15 protein-coding genes are annotated in these 19,709 nt (G+C 35.9%); 7 read left to right on the plus strand and 8 right to left on the minus strand.

Annotated features, from left to right (window positions below; translation table 11 throughout):
• Positions 1-326 precede the first annotated feature (326 nt).
• From K6112_04735 to argS, 4 genes are all read right to left on the minus strand, one after another.
• The gene (locus K6112_04735; protein ID QZP17334.1) at positions 327-1,379 is read right to left on the minus strand and encodes a DUF3293 domain-containing protein; all 1,053 of its coding nucleotides are present in this window, start codon (positions 1,377-1,379) and stop codon (positions 327-329) included.
• 73 nt (positions 1,380-1,452) lie between these two features.
• On the minus strand, positions 1,453-2,088 hold the full coding sequence (locus K6112_04740) for a thiol:disulfide interchange protein DsbA/DsbL (protein QZP17335.1): 636 nt from the start codon (positions 2,086-2,088) through the stop codon (positions 1,453-1,455).
• A gap of 25 nt (positions 2,089-2,113) precedes the next feature.
• Positions 2,114-2,635, minus strand: a complete 522-nt coding sequence (locus K6112_04745) for an SPOR domain-containing protein (protein QZP17336.1) — start codon at positions 2,633-2,635, stop codon at positions 2,114-2,116.
• A gap of 12 nt (positions 2,636-2,647) precedes the next feature.
• The gene (gene argS, locus K6112_04750) at positions 2,648-4,306 is read right to left on the minus strand and encodes an arginine--tRNA ligase (GenBank protein QZP17337.1); all 1,659 of its coding nucleotides are present in this window, start codon (positions 4,304-4,306) and stop codon (positions 2,648-2,650) included.
• Positions 4,307-4,383: 77 nt separating this feature from the next.
• Here argS and K6112_04755 point away from each other — a divergent pair, with 77 nt between their 5' ends.
• The 7 genes from K6112_04755 (at position 4,384) to hemE (ending at position 16,542) form a co-directional block, all read left to right on the plus strand.
• A complete protein-coding gene (locus K6112_04755; protein ID QZP17338.1) occupies positions 4,384-6,576 on the plus strand; it encodes a primosomal protein N' in 2,193 nt (730 codons plus the stop codon).
• A 33-nt stretch (positions 6,577-6,609) separates the two neighbouring features.
• Positions 6,610-7,440, plus strand: coding sequence for a hydroxymethylpyrimidine/phosphomethylpyrimidine kinase (locus K6112_04760; protein ID QZP18490.1), 831 nt, complete (start codon positions 6,610-6,612; stop codon positions 7,438-7,440).
• Positions 7,415-8,041, plus strand: a complete 627-nt coding sequence (thiE, locus tag K6112_04765; GenBank protein ID QZP17339.1) for a thiamine phosphate synthase — start codon at positions 7,415-7,417, stop codon at positions 8,039-8,041. Before K6112_04760 ends, thiE begins: the two co-directional genes overlap by 26 nt.
• A 1-nt stretch (position 8,042) precedes the next feature.
• The gene (hemL, locus tag K6112_04770) at positions 8,043-9,323 is read left to right on the plus strand and encodes a glutamate-1-semialdehyde 2,1-aminomutase (protein ID QZP17340.1); all 1,281 of its coding nucleotides are present in this window, start codon (positions 8,043-8,045) and stop codon (positions 9,321-9,323) included.
• 87 nt (positions 9,324-9,410) lie between these two features.
• Positions 9,411-14,030 (plus strand): glutamate synthase subunit alpha, encoded by a 4,620-nt coding sequence (locus K6112_04775; protein QZP17341.1) that lies wholly within the window; start codon positions 9,411-9,413, stop codon positions 14,028-14,030.
• A complete protein-coding gene (locus tag K6112_04780; protein QZP17342.1) occupies positions 14,031-15,461 on the plus strand; it encodes a glutamate synthase subunit beta in 1,431 nt (476 codons plus the stop codon).
• Positions 15,462-15,480: 19 nt separating this feature from the next.
• Positions 15,481-16,542: a uroporphyrinogen decarboxylase gene (hemE, locus tag K6112_04785; protein ID QZP17343.1), complete on the plus strand. Its 1,062-nt coding sequence runs from the start codon at positions 15,481-15,483 to the stop codon at positions 16,540-16,542.
• 3 nt (positions 16,543-16,545) lie between these two features.
• On the opposite strand, the gene msrB is transcribed toward hemE, so the two are convergent.
• The 4 genes from msrB to K6112_04805 all read right to left on the minus strand — a co-directional run bounded on the left by msrB (position 16,546) and on the right by K6112_04805 (position 19,698).
• Complete coding sequence (gene msrB, locus K6112_04790) at positions 16,546-16,986, minus strand: peptide-methionine (R)-S-oxide reductase MsrB (GenBank protein ID QZP17344.1); 441 nt, start codon at positions 16,984-16,986, stop codon at positions 16,546-16,548.
• Between the two features lie 8 nt (positions 16,987-16,994).
• The gene (locus tag K6112_04795) at positions 16,995-18,626 is read right to left on the minus strand and encodes a cation acetate symporter (protein ID QZP17345.1); all 1,632 of its coding nucleotides are present in this window, start codon (positions 18,624-18,626) and stop codon (positions 16,995-16,997) included.
• A complete protein-coding gene (locus K6112_04800) occupies positions 18,626-18,904 on the minus strand; it encodes a DUF485 domain-containing protein (protein QZP17346.1) in 279 nt (92 codons plus the stop codon). Before K6112_04800 ends, K6112_04795 begins: the two co-directional genes overlap by 1 nt.
• Before the next feature lie 71 nt (positions 18,905-18,975).
• The gene (locus K6112_04805) at positions 18,976-19,698 is read right to left on the minus strand and encodes a 1-acyl-sn-glycerol-3-phosphate acyltransferase (protein ID QZP17347.1); all 723 of its coding nucleotides are present in this window, start codon (positions 19,696-19,698) and stop codon (positions 18,976-18,978) included.
• Positions 19,699-19,709: the final 11 nt, after the last annotated feature.

Below are 19,709 nucleotides of genomic sequence, written 5' to 3' on the forward strand. Positions count from 1 at the left end.
AAGCGATTAAAATATTCATATTTCAGATTATATGAGTATTTTAAATTTGTTATGTTATTGCGAATCATTATTATTTTCATTCATAAAAAAAATATGACTTACTTTTTTGATCGTAAGTTCCATAAGGTTACCTTACCAAACATTGCAAAATTGAAAATTAAAATTGCACAGTAACCAACAAAAACATACATCCATAAATCATAGTAAAATTCGTAAGAATCTTTTGTAAGATTTTCCATAAAAAACTCAATATAAATAACGAGTCCAAGATAAACGGTGTTAAGTATTGTAAAAAAATTTAATATCGCTTTACGGAAATTCATAACTTATCTTAATAAAATTAATTGAGAAATGGCCGATTGATCTGACCAAACAATCGCATTTTGATTGAATTTCTTCCCTAGTTCTTTGGCAGCATTTAATGTCATCCCAAGAACGAGAAAACTTTCTTCCCCAGGCCATTTGTTATCTGGACAGATGCCTTCTGCATGAATAAAAGATAGTTTTTTGTCTTTTAAAATAAGCTCTAACTGTTGGTTATTTTGTTTATTATCGTGATTGCTTGTCTCTTGGCTCATCGGATTATAAGCAGTTAAAACGGCAGCTTCATTTACTCCATATCTTTCATATAATTTATGTAGGCCTGAACATTCTGAACCAATATTTATAACAAATAGCGGCTTATCATAAATATGATAGTTTGCATCTTTGTATGACTGAATATTGACAGAATTAATCTTGGTAAAGCTAGGCTCTTTTTTTGTTGCCCTTTGATCATCAGGCTTATCTAAAGAATCTGCGCGACCATGATTTACATTTGCGTGGTTTTGTTCATCGGCTCTAACCACCTTAATAACATCAAGCAACTTCGCATCGTCTGCTAAATTCCAGTAATCTTTTGCAATTTGAGGCGCTTCGACATTTAAATTTAAGTCTGCAGAAACTTGGTCATAGTATGCGGTATAGCTAATCACAGCTTCATCCTCAAAATATCCAACGAGCCTATGGGCGGTCCTTGGGAAAAATACATACAATAAAAAATAAAAATTCCAAAAGATTGCTTGTGCAGCAAGAATAATGAGTCTTTCATACCACTTCGGTTGGGCAATCTCGATAAACGTCATCAGATGCATCCTTTCATTTTCAGCCTCATCAAGCAGTATCTTTATCCAACCTCGATCACTTTGCATCTTTCTTAAACAAGTCAAATGAATCCACATCCCTCCAACCATTCCAGGAACGGCGGCCACAGTTTCTAGAACAACAGCTCTATGTCCGTAGCGTTTCGCGAAAAATGTGTCGGCAAAAAAACGAAGTATTTTAGTGATAATTAAAGCGACGTGATCGCTAATATTTTCAGGAGAACGGTGCTGATACATTAATTAACCTATTTAAAGATCATATTTTAAATTAATTGATAATTTTTAGCGAGCAAAAAATAGTTTAAAGCTATCAGTTAGATTTTTTTCGGTCGTTTCTAATGTTCTCAATAATATAATTTGTGATATCAATAGCATTTTGCTCTCCTCCAGCCATCGTGCTTGAAGTCATGTAGTTCCCATCAATAATAATTGTTGGAACGCCAGTCGCGCCAGCATCTTTAAAAATCTTGTATGATTTTTTTAATTTTGTATCAATCGAAAAACTATTAAAGGCAGCCTTAACTTCCTTTTCATCAAGTTTCCCATTTAGAGTTACCCAATTAATTAAAGCAGCTTCATTATTTGGGTCTACATCCTTTTCTTTATGGATGGCATCAAATAATTTTTTATGTAACTTTCCTTCTAAACCAAGTGTTTCAAGTGCGTAGTAGGCCTTCGCTCCTGGAACCCAACTCTTTCTCGGTATAGCGGGTACTCTTTTAAATACAACGTCATCAGGCAGAGAGTCGGCCCATTTATCAAGGTAGGGATCCATGGAGTAGCAATGAATACAGCCATACCAAAATAATTCGAGAACTTCTATTTTTCCTGGGGATGAAGTTTCAATCTCATTCTTGGTTTGTTTAAAATTATCATTGAATTTTGGTTCAACAGCAAAAGTTGTGCTTGATAATAATAACGCCAATAATAAAATATATTTCTTCATAGTTTTTAAATCCTCTTATTAATTATTATTTAGGTGTAGTTAATTTAATTAAGTTCGCTTTAAATCCCTCAAGAAAGAGTTTTTCACGGTTGTCTTTTGCATCGTCATAATTTTTATAGGGACCAACACTTACCCTATGAAAAGTATTGACTCCGATTTCAGCTGTCATTACAACGGACTCGTAACCCATCAGTGCCAAACGGGCTTTTAAATTGATGGCAGCTCTTTTTTCTGAAAATGCACCAACTTGAATATAGTAAAGGATATCTCGATCATTTCTTGGTTCGGCCAATTCAGAAGGCTCCGCATAAGCTTCTATATTTGCATCTTCGTCAATATTGATAACATCCTCATCACCCAAGGCTGAGTTAACTTCTATGCAAGATCCTTCTGTTTTTTTTGAAATAAAGGGACTTTTCCCACTTGTGACCAATAGGGTAATGACGATAGCCATGACTATGCCAAGAAAGACACCAAAAAATAAGCCGTTTGCAAAAGGTGTTCCTTTATATTTTTTTTGTTCTCTCGCTTCTTTGTTATCAATCATTGGCTTTCCTTTTTACATTTTATTTGGAGCACTAATACCCAGCAAATTCAATCCATTTTTTAATATAAACTGCGTTGCCCGAATAAGAGCAAGTCTGTCGTCCATGATATTTTTATCGTCAATAAGAAATTTTGTATCATTATAGTAACTATGAAATTCCGCAGCGCATTCTTTAAGATAGTTTGCAATTTGGTGAGGTGCTAATTCTTCAGCAGCCTGTATAACTACTTCTGGAAATTCACTTATGCTTTTGATAAGCTTTAGCTCATTTAAATTTTTTATGTTATCTCCATTTTTCACAGAAAGTCTCTCTTGATCACCATTCCATTGTTCAAGCACCCTTGAGATTCTCGCGTGTGCATATTGTATATAATAAACTGGATTTTCATTATTTTTAGTTTTGGCAAGGTCGATATCAAAAATGAGCTGTGAATCTGGTCTTCTTGCAGTTAAAAAGTATCTCGTTGCATCACAGCCGACTTCATCAATAAGGTCCCTTAAGGTGACGTAGCTTCCTGCTCTTTTCGAAATTTTAACTTCTTTTTTATTCTTTATGACAGTGATCATTTGATGCAGAATATATTCAGGCCATTTCAGAGGTATCTCCATATCTATTGCCTGTAATCCGCCTCTTACACGATTAATCGTGCTGTGATGGTCAGCGCCTTGTTCGTTAATGACCCTTTTGAAACCTCTCTCCCATTTATCAAGATGGTAAGCAATATCAGGTACAAAATATGTGTACTCACCATCTGATTTCCTCATTACTCTATCTTTATCATCACCAAATGCGGTTGTTTTAAGCCATAAAGCATCATCCTTTTCATAAGTATGGCCATTTTTTATAAGCATATTTACTATATGCTCGACCTGCCCGTTTTTGTATAATGAAGATTCAAGGCTAAAAATATCAAAATTAACATTAAATGCTTCAAGGTCTAGATCTTGTTCATGGCGAAGATAGGCTACACTGAATTCTTTGAGCGCTTGAAAATTTTCAGCATCCCCTGATGGGCGGATCATATTACCCTTAAAATTAAATTCTGATGCACTCAAAAATCCATCTGCAATATCGTTAATGTATTCGCCTTGATAGCCATCTTTAGGGAATTCTTTATCACCTGGACTAATTTTTTTTGCCCTTGCTTGGACGGATAAACCTAAAGAATTAATTTGAGCGCCGGCATCATTATAATAAAATTCTTTTGTTACATCCCAACCTGTAGCTTCTAAAAGTCGAGCGATAGAGTCTCCGATAGCGGCACCCCTTCCATGACCAACATGAAGGGGTCCCGTTGGATTAGCCGAAACAAATTCAACTTGTACTTTTTGATTTTTTCCAAAAGTAGATTTACCAAAATCTTCTTTTTCAGCTAGAATTTTGTTGACTAACTCAACGCGCGCTTCTGAGCTTATGAAAAAATTAATATAGCCAGGTCCAGCTATCTCAACTTTTTCTATTAAGGTTGATGAAGGAATGCGCTCAACTATTCCTTTTGCTATTTCAATAGGTGCCTTTTTTAGAATCTTTGCTAACGGCAGGCTAACATTGGTAGAGAAATCACCATGTTGAATTTGTTTTGGCCTACTAACCTGAATAATGTCTTTATCAAAACTTTTAACTAAATCTTTAAGCGCATTATTAAGTAAATTGGTTAGATAATCTTTCACAAGGTTACAATATAAATATAAAAAAACATTTTACCCTATCTATGGTTCTTGTTGTGTGATTGAGGAATTTTCTAAAATTGAGTAAAGATCAAAAAATATTTAAAATTGCTTTAGATGTTCCCGTCAATAAGTTCTTTGACTATATTTCTAATGAAGCAAATATTAAAATTGGCCAATATGTAAAAGTTCCCTTTGGTAAAAGAAATTTGATAGGAATTTGCTGTAAAACATCTATCGAATCAGAGATCCCTAGCGATAAATTAAAACGCATTATCAGCACAGATAATGAAATTATTTTTGATGAATCCATGCTTAAACTTTTGTATTTTGTATCTGATTACTATCACCATCCTATTGGCCAAACGATTATGTCTGTTGTACCAAGCAGAATAAAAAAAAATTCATTAACTTTAAAAAAGAAAGAGTTAATTTTCAAGGCAGATAAATGTCTTACCAGTGAAGTAATTGATAATTTTCCCTCTAGGCAGCTTCGTTTGAAAAAAGTAGCCCAGACAATTTTGGAAAAAGACTTAAGACAGAAGGATTTAAGTAAACTTGTCTCAAATGGATCTGAGTGTGTTGGAAAGCTTGAAAAAATGGGGTTAATATCCTCAGAAGTATTCATCCAAGAAATAAGTAGATCCCAAAAAGATCAGCCAATTTTAAATAAAGAACAACAAAAAGTAGTCGATGCAATTAAAAATAATAAAGTATTTAAGCCTTGGTTGATCCATGGAGTTACAGCAAGCGGTAAGACTGAAATTTATATGAATTTGATAGCGGAGTTTTTAGAGAATTCCAAAAGCCAAGCGTTAGTTCTAGTCCCAGAAATTAATCTAACACCTCAGTTGGAAGAAAGATTCCAAAATCGTTTTTTTAATAAAAAAATTGTGGTTCTCCACAGTTACCTGTCGGACATAGAGAGATTGGATAACTGGAGAGAATCTAAATTAGGTAATGCTGATATTGTCATCGGAACGAGGTTGGGTGTTTTTACGCCTATGCCAAATCTTAAAATTATTATCATTGATGAGGAGCATGACACCTCATTTAAACAAAGTGAAGGCTTACGATATCACGCCAGAGATGTGGCAATGATGAGAGCAAAAAATTTAGACATTCCAATTATTATGGGATCTGCGACACCCTCTTTAGAAACTTGGTACAAAGCAATCAATACAAAACAAAATTTTAAATATTTAAAGTTAAATGCGAGGGCTGTTGAGAGTGCTACTCTCCCAGAGATTAAAACAATCCAAGTCAATGATAAAACCAAGCTTCAAGTCTCTAAGGAAGTGATTGATGCAATTCAAAATAGATTAGATAAAAAAGAGCAAACGATCGTTTTTATAAATCGGAGGGGGTACTCACCTGTTTTAATTTGTTCTTCTTGTGGGTGGGTTGCTGAATGTGAGCGTTGTTCATCTCGATTAGTGGTACATCTTAAGAAAAAACGCCTTAAATGCCATCACTGTGGTTATGATCAAAAAATCACCAATTCATGTGTTGAATGTGGCAATACAGACTTATTTCCTTTAGGAACGGGTACTCAAAAGATAGAAGATATATTGAAATATCATTTTTCTGAAGCAAAAATAACAAGAGTTGATCGTGATACTACAAACTCGAAAAAATCTATTGAAGATCTTTATTTAAAAATGAATAACAGAGAAATAGATATTGTTATAGGCACACAAATGTTAGCAAAAGGTCATGATTTTCCGGGTGTGACATTAGTGGTTGTTTTAGATGCTGATAATGCCTTATATAGTCCAGATTTTAGGGCAAGCGAAAGATTATTTTCACAATTGATGCAAGTTTCCGGTCGAGCAGGCAGAGGAAAAATTAAGGGTGAAGTTTTAATACAATCTGTGTTTCCAAATAATCACCTATTTGATTCATTGAAAGCGCATGATTTTGATTCATTTAGTAATCAATTGGTGACGGAAAGAAAAAGTATGGGCCTATCACCTTTTAGCTATGATGCAGTCTTTACAGTAAAATCAAAAAATTTAAATATGGCAAAACAATTTATAAATGATGTGTCTGGTTGGGCAAAAAAGTCTTTAGTGTCGACAATAAATGTTTTAGGTCCAGCAAGACCAACTATCGAAAAGCTTAAGGGATTCGAACGTTTTCATCTATACATACAAGCCCCCTCTCGAAAGGACCTTCATATGATGTTAAAGCCGTGGATTTCTCAAATAAGACAACATCCATTGGTGAATCGCGTAAAATGGAGTGTAGATGTAGACCCGACGGACTTCTAAATAATGAGACATTTGTTATCACCACCAAAAGTAATGACTTTTTCTGCAACCGACCCAACAGGTGGCGCAGGTCTGCAAGCAGATATATTGACACTGGCAAGTATATATTGCCACCCTATTTCAATCACGACAGCAATTACAGTCCAAGACACAACAGGTGTTGAATTAGTATCACCTGTAGATTCTCAATTGTTAAAACAGCAAGCAATAACAGCTCTAAAAGATGTAGAGGTGGCTATATTTAAATTAGGTTTATTAGGAAGCCTCGAAAATATAAAAGCCATATCAGAAATCCTCGAAAGCTATCCCGATATACCAGTCGTGTTGGACCCTATTATCGCCTCAGGCCGAGGTGATATTTTAATGAATGATCAAATGAAAAAAGCAATGATTCGCTTGTTACTTCCCCGTACAACGTTGATAACACCAAATAGTATAGAGGCAAGAAAATTAGTTTGTTATGACAATGAAGATTTTGAAAGTATTTCAATTTCAGAAAGTGCTAAACGCCTGTTTAATCTTGGCTGTAAAAATCTTCTGATTACGGGCGGTGATGAAAAAACGGCTGCTGTCATCAATACTCTTTATTTAGAAAATGGAGATGTTATCCCGTTTGAATCAGAGCTTCTACCCAACGCATACCATGGATCAGGATGCACCTTAGCTTCGGCCATTGCTGGATTTTGTGCCCAAGATTATTCATTAAAAGAGGCCGTAAATGAAGCGATACACTTTACTTCACTGGCGTTAAAGAATGCATTCAATATTGGACATGGCCAATTAATTCCCGATAGATTTCATTGGATATTTAATAATAGTTCATATGAGGAAGATGAGGATGGCAATAACCCAACCCACCATTAAAGGCATATATGCAATTACACCAGATCAAAAGAATACTGAATTTCTGCTAAAACAAGTAAGAGATTGTTGTGAGGGGGGTGTCAACATTTTACAATATCGATCTAAGTCGCTTCCTTGGAAAACAAGGCTCGAACAAGCCAAGGAAATAAAAAAGGTGACGGATGAATACCAAATACCATTGATAATAAATGATGATATTGATATTTGCGTACAATTAGATACTTTTGGGATACATTTAGGGAAAGATGATGAAAGTATAAAAAATGCGCGTTCAGCCCTTGGGGCTGATAAATGCATAGGCATGTCCTGCTATAATCAGGCGAATAGAGTAGAGATGGCAATAAAAAATAAAGCAGACTACATTGCTTTGGGGGCTTGCTTTGAAACTAAAACAAAACCTAATGCTCCAATAGTATCTTTAGAAATGATAAGAATGATAAGACAAAAATATGATATTCCTATGGTGGCAATTGGAGGTATAACCATTGATAATATAGGCGCTTTGAAAGAGACGGGTATTCAATGCTTTGCTCTAATCAATAGTATATTTACATCTACGGACATCATATCGACAATTAAACAATTTAAATTAAAAATTTAAGATGAATAAAAATAAAGAATTATTTGAACAATCAGAAGTATTTATTCCAGGAGGTGTCAATTCACCCGTGAGAGCATTTGGTTCTGTGGGGGGGACGCCGATATTTTTTAAAGCTGGAATGGGTAGTCGTCTCATTGATGAAAATGATAAAGAATATATCGACTATATTAATTCATGGGGCCCTATGATTGTTGGGCATGCAAACCCAGAAATTATAAATGCAGTCAAAAAAACAGCAGAGTTTTCACTTTCATTTGGAGCCCCGACATCAAGAGAACTTACAATGGCAGAATTATTGGTTAAATTGGTTCCAAGTATAGAGCAAGTGAGATTAGTGAGTAGTGGAACTGAAGCAACAATGAGCGCGATCCGTGTTGCCAGAGGCTATACCAAAAGGGATAAAATCTTGAAATTTGAAGGTTGTTATCATGGGCATGCAGACTCCTTATTAGTAAAAGCTGGCTCAGGTGCCTTAACCTTTGGGCAGCCAAGCTCAGCAGGTGTTCCTGCTGATATCGCTAAACATACTCATACCCTTGAATATAATAACGTCACAGCCCTTGAGGAATGTTTTAAAAAAATGGGCCACGAACTAGCTTGCGTAATTATTGAGCCGGTAGTTGGAAATATGAACCTAATAATTCCAAAAATGGCTTTTCTAAATAAATTACGAGAGTTATGTACAAAATACGACACAGTATTAATATTCGATGAAGTAATGACAGGGTTCAGGGTGGCATTAGGTGGCGCACAATCTCTATTTGATATAAAGCCAGATATGACAACACTAGGTAAGGTAATAGGAGGAGGTTTGCCTGTAGGAGCATTCGGAGGAAAGAAAGAAATAATGCAACAACTTGCTCCATTAGGCCCAGTCTATCAAGCTGGAACGTTGTCAGGAAATCCAGTTGCAGTATCTGCAGGTATGAAAACATTAGAACTAATTCAAAAACCAAATTTTTTCGAAAACCTTACAAAAAATACAAAATCCTTAGTTGATGGACTTATTGAGGCAGCTAGAACAAATAACGTTGAATTTTCTGCTCAAAGTGTGGGTGGAATGTTTGGGTTTTATTTTAGTGCACAGCCACCTGAATCTTTTGGTGAAGTTATGGTCTCTGATAGAGAGAAATTTAACAAGTTTTTTCATTTAATGCTCGATCAAGGTATTTATTTTGGACCATCGGCTTTTGAAGCAGGGTTTGTTTCCTCAGCTCACAGTATGGATGATATTAACCAAACTATTAAGGCGGCAGAAATTAGCTTTAAAAAGCTTAAATAAAAATAGAAAAATTCGTCTAGAACATTGAATTAACAAGGAAAAAACGCTAACATTGTCATCCGATTTAACAATTAACTTTTAGTAAGCATGAAGCATCATCTTAAACAAAAAAAACAAGGCTTATATAATCCGATCAATGAGCATGACTCCTGTGGAGTTGGGTTTGTTGCTAATATTCATGGCAAGCAAAGCCATAAAATTATTTCTCAAGGTCTAGAGTTATTAACTAACTTAACTCATAGGGGTGCCACTGGATATGACCCTAAGTTGGGCGATGGTGCAGGCATTTTAATTCAAATTCCCGATACTTTTTTCAAAAATGAATTTGAAGCAGGCAGTTTAAAGCTTCCACCTCTAGGTGATTATGCTGTTGGGATGTGTTTTCTTCCGCAAAGCAAAAAAAATCGAGAGCTATGCGAATCGAAAATTAAACAAATTATTGAAGATGAAAAACAAGTTTTTATTTGCTGGCGCGATGTTCCATTTAATAATAATGATATCGCTGATGCCGCAAAGGATGTTCAGCCAACGATAAAACAAGTCTTTATACAGAGAAACAAGGATTTAGCGAATCAAGCCGCATTTGAAAGAAAATTATTTGTAATTAGGAAGAGAATAGAAATAGAAGTTGGTAAATTATCAATAGATGACCCTGCTAATTTTTATATTTCCTCAATGTCCTCAAGGACTATCGTATACAAAGGTATGCTCATGGCTCACGAGGTGGGAGAATTTTTTCCAGACCTCATTGATGAATCAGCTTTATCCGCTATCGCACTTGTACACCAAAGATTCTCTACTAATACCTTTCCGGCTTGGGAGCTTGCGCACCCATATAGAATGATTGCTCATAATGGTGAAATTAATACGGTTAGGGGAAATATCAATTGGATTAAAGCCAGAGCTGGAAAAATGGAATCCATGCTTCTAGGAGAAGATTTAGAAAAATTGTGGCCACTAATAGATGAAACTCAATCAGATTCAGCAAGTTTTGATAATTGTTTGGAGTTATTGGTAGCAGGTGGTTATAGCCTCCCACATGCCATGATGATGCTTGTGCCAGAAGCCTGGTCTGATAATCCATTAATGAATGATGACCGAAAAGCCTTCTATGAATACCATGCAACCAAAATGGAGCCATGGGATGGACCCGCAGCGGTCGCTTTCACGGATGGACAAATGATAGGAGCAACTCTCGATAGAAATGGGCTTAGGCCAGCAAGATATCTGATGACTGATGAAGGGGTTGTCATGATGGCTTCTGAGATGGGCGTATTGAAATTTCCTGAAGAAAAAATTGTAAAAAAATGGCGCTTAGAGCCCGGTAAAATGCTTTTAATTGACTTACAAGAGGGCAGATTAATAGACGATGATGAAGTTAAAACGCTTTTATCAACAGCAAAGCCTTACATGAAAAAAATTAAAGACTCACGATTTTGTTTATCAGATTTGACTTTAAAAACTGAAGATTTTCCACTTAATGAGTCTATTTTAGATACGCAACAAGCATTTGGTTACTCGCAGGAAGATATCAATTTCATAATTAAACCTATGATTGATGCTGGTATGGAACCGTCTGGATCTATGGGTAATGATGCAGCTCTCCCCGTGTTGTCGAATAGGCCTAAGTTAATTTTTAATTATTTTAAACAGCTTTTTGCACAAGTTACTAATCCTCCAATTGACCCTATACGTGAAAACATCGTGATGTCGTTGATTACTTTTATTGGTCCAAAGCCAAACTTATTTAATCAAACTGAGGATACTGCTTCACCGAGGCTTGAGGTGAGTCAACCGATTTTGACAATCAGTGACTTAGACAAATTAAGTTCGATCGAAGACTTAACTGATAATAAGTTTAAATCTTGCATAATAGACATAACTTTTGAGATGAAAAAAGGTCAGTCGCTTGAAACGACTCTTATTAATGAATTAGACAGAATTTGTGAGCTCGCAAAAAAATCTATAGAGAATAATAATATAATAATTCTATCTGATAGAAATTTATCTAAAACTCGAATGGCTGTGCCGGCTTTATTAGCTTGCTCAGCGACTCATCAATACTTGATTGCTGAAGGCTTAAGAACACATACAGGTTTAGTCGTCGATACTGGATCTGCAAAAGAAATACATCATTTTGCTTTACTTGCAGGCTACGGAGCTGAGGCTATATGTCCTTGGCTAACATTTAAAACAATTGAAAATATTTCAGATGATTTTATTGTCGCTCAAGATAATTATATAAAAGCGGTTGGAAAAGGCTTATTTAAGGTTATGTCAAAAATGGGCATCTCGACTTATCAGTCATACTGTGGCGCTCAAATTTTTGAGGCTGTGGGATTAAATCAAGATTTTATTAATCAATATTTTAGAGGTACTTCGACAAATATTGAGGGTATTGGAACAAAGGAAATTGCTGAAGAAATGAGTAGAATTCATCAAAAAGCATTTGGTGATGACCCTGTACTAATAAACGCACTAGACGCTGGTGGAGAATATGCTTTTAGAATTAGAGGCGAAGAGCATATGTGGAATCCGGATTCTATAGCCAAGCTTCAACATGCAACGCGCATGAACCAATATGAGACATATAAAGAATATGCGCAGCTAATTAATGATCAAACTAAAAAACATAAAACCTTAAGGGGCCTCTTTAGTTTTAAGAAAAAAACAGCTATCAATATTAATGAGGTGGAATCAGCTAAAAATATTGTAAAAAGGTTCGCAACGGGAGCGATGTCATTAGGATCGATTTCTACAGAAGCTCACTCTACTTTAGCAATTGCGATGAACCGAATAGGTGGTAAATCCAATACAGGCGAAGGCGGAGAAGATAAAAAGCGATTCTTTCCAATCGAAAATGATTCATCGATCGCGGAACATTTAGGAAGTGAAATCATAGAGTCCGATTTTAAATTAAAAGCGGGCGACTCTATGCGATCTAGGATAAAGCAAGTTGCGTCAGGTAGGTTTGGAGTAACAGCAGAATACTTATCAACGGCAGACCAAATACAAATTAAAATGGCTCAAGGCGCTAAGCCTGGTGAGGGAGGGCAATTGCCTGGTCACAAGGTAAGTTCATATATTGCTAAATTAAGGTTCTCGGTGCCCGGAGTAGGTTTGATATCACCACCCCCTCACCATGATATCTATTCAATTGAAGATTTAGCTCAATTGATTCATGATTTAAAAAATGCCAACCCACAAGCGAGCATATCTGTAAAACTTGTTTCAGAAACAGGAGTGGGAACAGTAGCAGCAGGGGTTGCAAAAGCAAAATCTGATCACATTGTTATCGCCGGCCATGATGGCGGAACAGGTGCTTCACCTATATCTTCAATCAAGCATGCGGGGACGCCATGGGAATTAGGTTTGGCCGAGACACAACAAACCTTAGTGCTCAACCAATTAAGAGGAAGGGTGGTGCTTCAAGTTGATGGTCAAATGAAAACAGGTCGTGATGTAGTTATTGGCGCCTTACTTGGAGCAGAAGAATTTGGTTTTGCGACGGCTCCACTTGTTGTAGAAGGTTGTATCATGATGAGAAAGTGTCATCTTAATACGTGCCCTGTCGGCATAGCTACTCAAGATCCAATATTAAGAAAAAGGTTTGCAGGTCAGCCGGAACATGTTGTCAATTTTTTCTTCTTTGTTGCAGAAGAAATTCGAGAAATAATGGCATCACTTGGAATTAAGAGATTTGATGATTTAGTAGGCAGAAGTGATTTGCTTGATACAAAAAAAGGCATTGATCATTGGAAGATTCAAGGATTAGATTTTTCAAAAATTTTCCATCAACCGGATATGGGTAAAGAAGTGTCAAGATACAATACAGAAACTCAATATCATGCACTTGATAAAGCACTTGATAACGAGTTAATTAGTCGCGCACAGAATGCCATAAAAACAAAAGAGCCTTGTGAATTTACGATGCCTATTAGTAATACCAATCGAACTGTAGGTACTCTTTTATCTCATGAAATTGCTAAAACATATGGAAATGAAGGTCTCCCTGATGACTCTATCAAAATTAATTTAGAAGGAACAGCAGGCCAAAGTTTTGGGGCTTTTTTAGCAAAAGGAATTACCTTTATTTTACATGGAGAAGGAAACGATTATGTGGGCAAAGGGTTATGTGGCGGAAAAATAGTGATAAGACCGCCAGAAAACTTTAAAGGAATTGATGACAAAAATATTATTATTGGAAATACGGTAATGTATGGTGCAACATCAGGAGAAACTTACTTTAGAGGCATTGCTGGAGAACGTTTCTGTGTCAGAAACTCTGGGGCATCAGCTGTTGTGGAAGGAGTAGGTAATCATGGTTGTGAATATATGACTGGAGGTACTGTGGTAGTTTTAGGACAAACAGGTCAAAATTTTGCAGCCGGTATGTCAGGAGGGGTTGCCTATATCTATGATCCATTAAATAGATTTAGATTAAATTGTAATCCTTCAATGGTAACTTTAGAAAAGATTAAAAAAGAAAACGAACAAGCGTCTGGCCCTAGACATTTAGATCAGGCTGATGAAAAAATTCTTAAGTCTTTAGTAGAAAATCATCTTCAATATACTGATAGTAAAATTGCAAAAAAAATTATTGAACACTGGGATAAAGAGTTAGTCAATTTTATTAAAGTAATGCCAAATGAATATAAAAGAGCTTTAGATGAAATGTTTACTGCTTCTAACAAGGAGGCCGCATAAATGGGAAAGGTAACTGGATTTTTAGACTTCCCCCGACTTGCAGAGGGTTATGTAGCTCCTGCTGAAAGAGTAAAAAATTATAAAGAATTTGTAATGCATCTTTCAGATGAGGAGGCAAAAACTCAAGGTGCACGCTGTATGGATTGTGGGATTCCATTTTGTAATAACGGATGCCCAGTTAATAACATCATTCCTGATTGGAATGATCTTGTTTATAAGCAAGACTGGGAAGGCGCATTGGAAGTATTACATTCAACAAATAATTTTCCTGAATTCACCAGTAGAATTTGCCCAGCACCATGTGAGTCTGCTTGCACGCTTAATATCAATTCAGACCCTGTGGGCATCAAGTCAATAGAACACGCGATTATAGATAAGGCATGGGAGAATAATTGGGTATTGCCTCAAGTTCCAAAAAATAAAACAGGAAAAAAAATAGCGATTGTTGGTTCAGGCCCTGCAGGAATGGCAGCCGCGCAACAGCTAGCTCGTGTTGGTCATCATGTTGTTGTCCTTGAGAAAAATGACCGAATCGGTGGATTACTTAGATACGGTATCCCTGATTTTAAGATGGAGAAAATACATATTGACCGAAGAGTCAGACAGATGGAAGAAGAGGGCGTTGTATTTAAAACTAATCAAAACGTAGGTGAAAACGTTAAGCCTGATGATCTTATAAATGAATATGATGCAGTGATTCTTGCCGGTGGGGCAGAATGGCCAAGAGATCTGCCAATACCAGGCAGAGACTTAGATGGAGTACATTTTGCAATGGATTTCTTACCACTGCAAAATAAGGTTGTTGCCGGTGATAAATTTGAGGACCAAATCATGGCTACAAACAAACATGTTGTGGTGATCGGAGGTGGAGATACAGGATCGGATTGTGTTGGAACTTCAAACCGCCATGGCGCTGCTTCAATTTCACAATTTGAACTAATGCCGCAGCCCCCAGAAAATGAAAACAAATTATTAGCATGGCCTTATTGGCCTCTTAAGATGAGAACATCAAGCTCACATGAAGAGGGTTGCGATAGAGATTGGTCGATTGCTACAAAATCATTTGTTGATGATGGCAACGGTAAAGTTAAAGAATTGATAGCAAGTAAAGTTAAATGGGAAGATGGAAAAATGAAAGAAATTCCTGGATCTGAATTTAAATTGAAAGCAGATCTCGTGTTGCTAGCGATGGGTTTTATTAGTCCCCAGCAAAAAATTCTAGACCTATTTAATGTCGAAAAAGATCAACGTGGAAATGCTAAAGCTGATACAGAGGGAGAGAGCTCATACGCCACCTCTAAAAATAAAGTTTTTGCTGCAGGCGATATGAGAAGAGGTCAATCTCTCGTAGTATGGGCAATTAGAGAGGGCCGACAATGTGCTCGATCTGTTGACGAATTTTTGATGGGTAAAACGACTCTACCTCGATAAAAGCAATTCCCTCAAATTAATGACAAAAATAATAAACGACTCTTTTTTAAAAACCTTAAGAAGAGAAGCAACTCCTTATACCCCTGTATGGATGATGAGACAGGCGGGCCGATACTTACCAGAGTATAGAGCATCAAGAAAAACAGCAGGAAGCTTCTTAGACCTCTGTAAAAACAAAAACTTCGCGACAGAAGTAGCCTTGCAGCCACTTGATCGATACCCATATTTAGATGCCGCTATTCTATTTTCAGATATTTTAACGGTACCCGATGCAATGGGATTAGGACTTCACTTCGTAGAGGGGGAAGGACCTAAATTTAAATATCCTTTGCAAAATGAGGAGGCAATTTTCAAATTAGATATTCCTGATGTTGATGAAAGTTTAAAATATGTATTTGATGCAGTTAAATCAATTAAGGAGGCGCTCAATGGCAGAGTACCTCTTATAGGTTTTTCAGGAAGCCCTTGGACCTTAGCTACCTATATGATTGAAGGTCAAGGAGGTACAGATTTCATGAGAATTAAGAAAATGATGTATTCCCGGCCTGACCTAATGAACCATATTTTAAAAATAAACGCCGAAACAGTATCAAGATATTTAGCATGTCAAATAAAAGCGGGTGCTGATGTGGTCATGTTATTTGATACCTGGGGAGGTATTCTTTCACATCATGATTATGAACAATATTCATTAAATTATATGAAAGTTATTATTTCAAATCTAAATATCCTTGGTTTTGATAAAATCCCTAAAATTATTTTTACTAAAGGTGGGGGTCAATGGATTGGCAAACAAGCAAAAATTGGTGCTGATGGTATAGGGTTGGATTGGCAAACAAATTTAAATAAAGCAAGAAACGAAGTAAATGATCAAATAACATTGCAAGGTAACCTTGACCCATCAATTTTATTATCTGAACCTAAAGTAATTGAAGCATCAGTAAAAAAAGTGCTGGATGATTACGGAATTGGCGAGGGCCATATTTTTAATTTAGGGCACGGTATTACACAGTTTACGCCGGTAGAAAATGTATCAGCAATGCTTGAAACGATTAGAAAATACAGTAAACAATTCCATTAAAATCTACTCTCTTTTTAAAGAAAGAGAATTAATACAATACCTTAAACCTGATGGTTCAGGGCCGTCTGGAAATACGTGCCCAAGGTGGGCATCACAGCAATTACATGTCACTTCAATTCTTTTCATCATATGAGTAGTGTCAGCAGTATAAGCGATTGCGTTTTCTTTTAAAGGTTGCGTGAAGGAAGGCCAGCCTGAGTGTGAATCAAATTTTTCTGAGGCATCAAAAAGTAATGTTCCACAGCACGCACAAGCATAAATCCCAGGCTCAAAACGTGAACACATTTCTGAGCTAAAAGCATGTTCCGTGCCTGATTGCCTTGTTATAAAAAAAACATCATCACTCAATAACTTCCGCCATTCTTCCTCAGTCTTGATAACTTTATTTTCAGGTGCGCGAACACCATATTTTACAAAGTCCTCGATTTTTTTCCAAGTCAGCATATTAATAGTTAGTGTGAAGTGTTAGCATCAATACCAATCCCGGTCTGGGATCTAAAATATTGAGAATCAAATTTATTAATTTCTTTATATCCATTCTCAGACCTATCGAATGTACAAAGTATCCAAATAGTTGTAAACGTTATTGTCATGGAAAATAATGCCGGATATTTGTAGGGAAAGATTGGGTTAGGATTCCCTAAAACATCTACCCAAACAACCGGTCCTAAAACGACAAATGTGATTGCGGAGAATAACCCAAGAGAACCACCAATCACCGCTCCTCTAGTTGTCAGTTTTTTCCAGTAAATTGAAAGTAACAATAAAGGAAAATTTGCACTTGCCGCAATTGCAAAGGCAAGCCCAACCATGAAAGCAACATTCTGATTTTGAAAAATAATCCCAAGATAAATAGTTAGAATACCAAGCAATATAGTTGCTAATTTGGAAACAAACATTTCATTTTTTTCACTTTGTTTTCCTTTTAGAAAAGCATTAGCATATAAATCGTGTGAGATTGCAGAGGCACCTGCAAGTGTAAGTCCAGATACTACAGCTAAAATTGTGGCAAATGCTACAGCAGAAATGAAGCCCAGTAATATTTCGCCTCCCACAGCATCAGCTAAATGAATGGCAGCCATATTGTTGCCTCCAATCAGCGTGTTAGAGGTATCAAGATAAGCTGGATTATTTGAAATTAAAATGATAGCACCAAAGCCAATAATAAAAGTTAATAGATAAAAGTAACCGATAAACCCGGTTGCGTATGCAACAGATTTTCTTGCTTGTATGGCATTGGGGACCGTAAAAAATCTCATTAAAATATGGGGTAAGCCAGCTGTTCCAAACATTAAAGCAAGTCCTAGTGAAACTGCTGAGATTGGATCTGAGATTAAGCCACCCGGAGACAAAATAGTAACCCCCTTTTTATGAATACTTGTAGCCTCATTAAAGAATAAATTTAAATCAAAATTAAATTGAAATAGCACAAGCACCGCAATAACAGTTGCACCAAACAATAATAAAATAGCTTTGATAATTTGCACCCACGTCGTCGCCAACATTCCACCAAAGGTGACATATAGAATCATTAACCCCCCAACAATCATCACAGCCGAGTAATATGGTAATCCAAAAAGAATTTCAATAAGTTTGCCTGCCCCTACCATTTGAGCGATTAGGTATAAAATGACGGTGGAAAGTGATCCACACGCAGCTAAAATCCTAATGGGTCTCTGGTTTAAGCGAAAGGAAACAACATCAGCGAAGCTATACTTTCCAAGATTCCTTAACGGCTCAGCAATTAATAAAAGAATAATGGGCCAACCAATTAAAAAACCAATTGAGTATATTAATCCATCGAATCCTGTTAAATATACTAGCCCAGAAATGCCTAAGAAAGATGCGGCCGACATAAAATCTCCAGATATGGCTAATCCGTTTTGTAAGCCTGAAATATTCCCGCCCGCCGTATAAAACCCATCTGCAGTTGAAGACTTTTTTGAGGCCCAGTAAGTAATGAAGAGAGTGACAGAAACAAATAAAACAAACATGATGATAGAGATATGATTGTCTCCACTATTACCATCACTGGCTAGAGAAAGGTTACTAAATAATAAGATTGATAAAATTAATTTATTCATTATTTCTTGATGGCACTAATCTGTGGCTCAATAAATTTGTTGGCTAGATAAACATATATGATCGTAATGATGAATATCAAAAGAATAAGTACTAATCCTAAAAAAATCCCTAAGGAAATATGAGTATCAAAAATGAAAGGACTAAACATTTCGGGTTTAAATGCAATAACTCCAATAAAAAGGAAATACGGGGCTATAGTTAAAAATAAGAGTGGGCGAATTATTTTTGCTCTCAATTTTGTTAGAACATTAAGTTGATGGTTATAATTTGACTTCATAAAATATACTGTAAAATAAAAAAATAAGGTTACAGGATTGAATTCATATAGCCAAATTAAAAATAATGATGCTATTTAAACTGTTCTAAAGCTTTATATATTTTCTGATGCGCTTCATTTGCGACAAATTTTCTATTTTTTTTATTGGATACTAATGGAAGCACAGATATGTGTGCTGTTAAATTTTTTACCTTTATTAAGGCCCACATTGATCGGGCAAGGCTTATATCCCCTGCATATGAAGGAGCGGAGGTAAATTTACCATCAGAAGTATATCGTATCGATAAAGGTAAGATATTTATATTGCAATTGATAGCAGTTTGAAAAAAGTTACTTTTAAAGGGGAGCAATCTTGATCCATCCGTTGCAAAACCCTCAGGAAAAAAATACACGCTATCCATTTTATTTAACTTTTTTTCAATTTGATCTGATGCCATTGTGAGTGATTTTTTGTTTCCTCTTTTTATATAAATCGTGTCTGCACATTTAGTTAATTTGCCGATGAGTGGCCAGCTTTCTACATCGCCCTTTGATAAAAAAGAAATAGGAACGAGGGAGTTAATTAAGAAAATATCTAACCATGAGATATGGTTGCTTACAATTAAAAAATGTTTATTAGATAAAAGTTTGTTTAAATCTTGGTTTATTTCTAAATGAATTTTTAAGATACTTAAAAGTCTTTTTGACCAGCTTTTTATGTATCTCTTTTTTGGTTTGTCATTGATATACAAAATATATAGCGCTTGAAAAAAACCGTAAAAAAGATGAATGATGATTAAAGAAAATTTAACCATTTAAGAATTTA

It is taken from the genome of Methylophilales bacterium (assembly GCA_019823025.1).
Lineage (GTDB): Bacteria > Pseudomonadota > Gammaproteobacteria > Burkholderiales > Methylophilaceae > BACL14.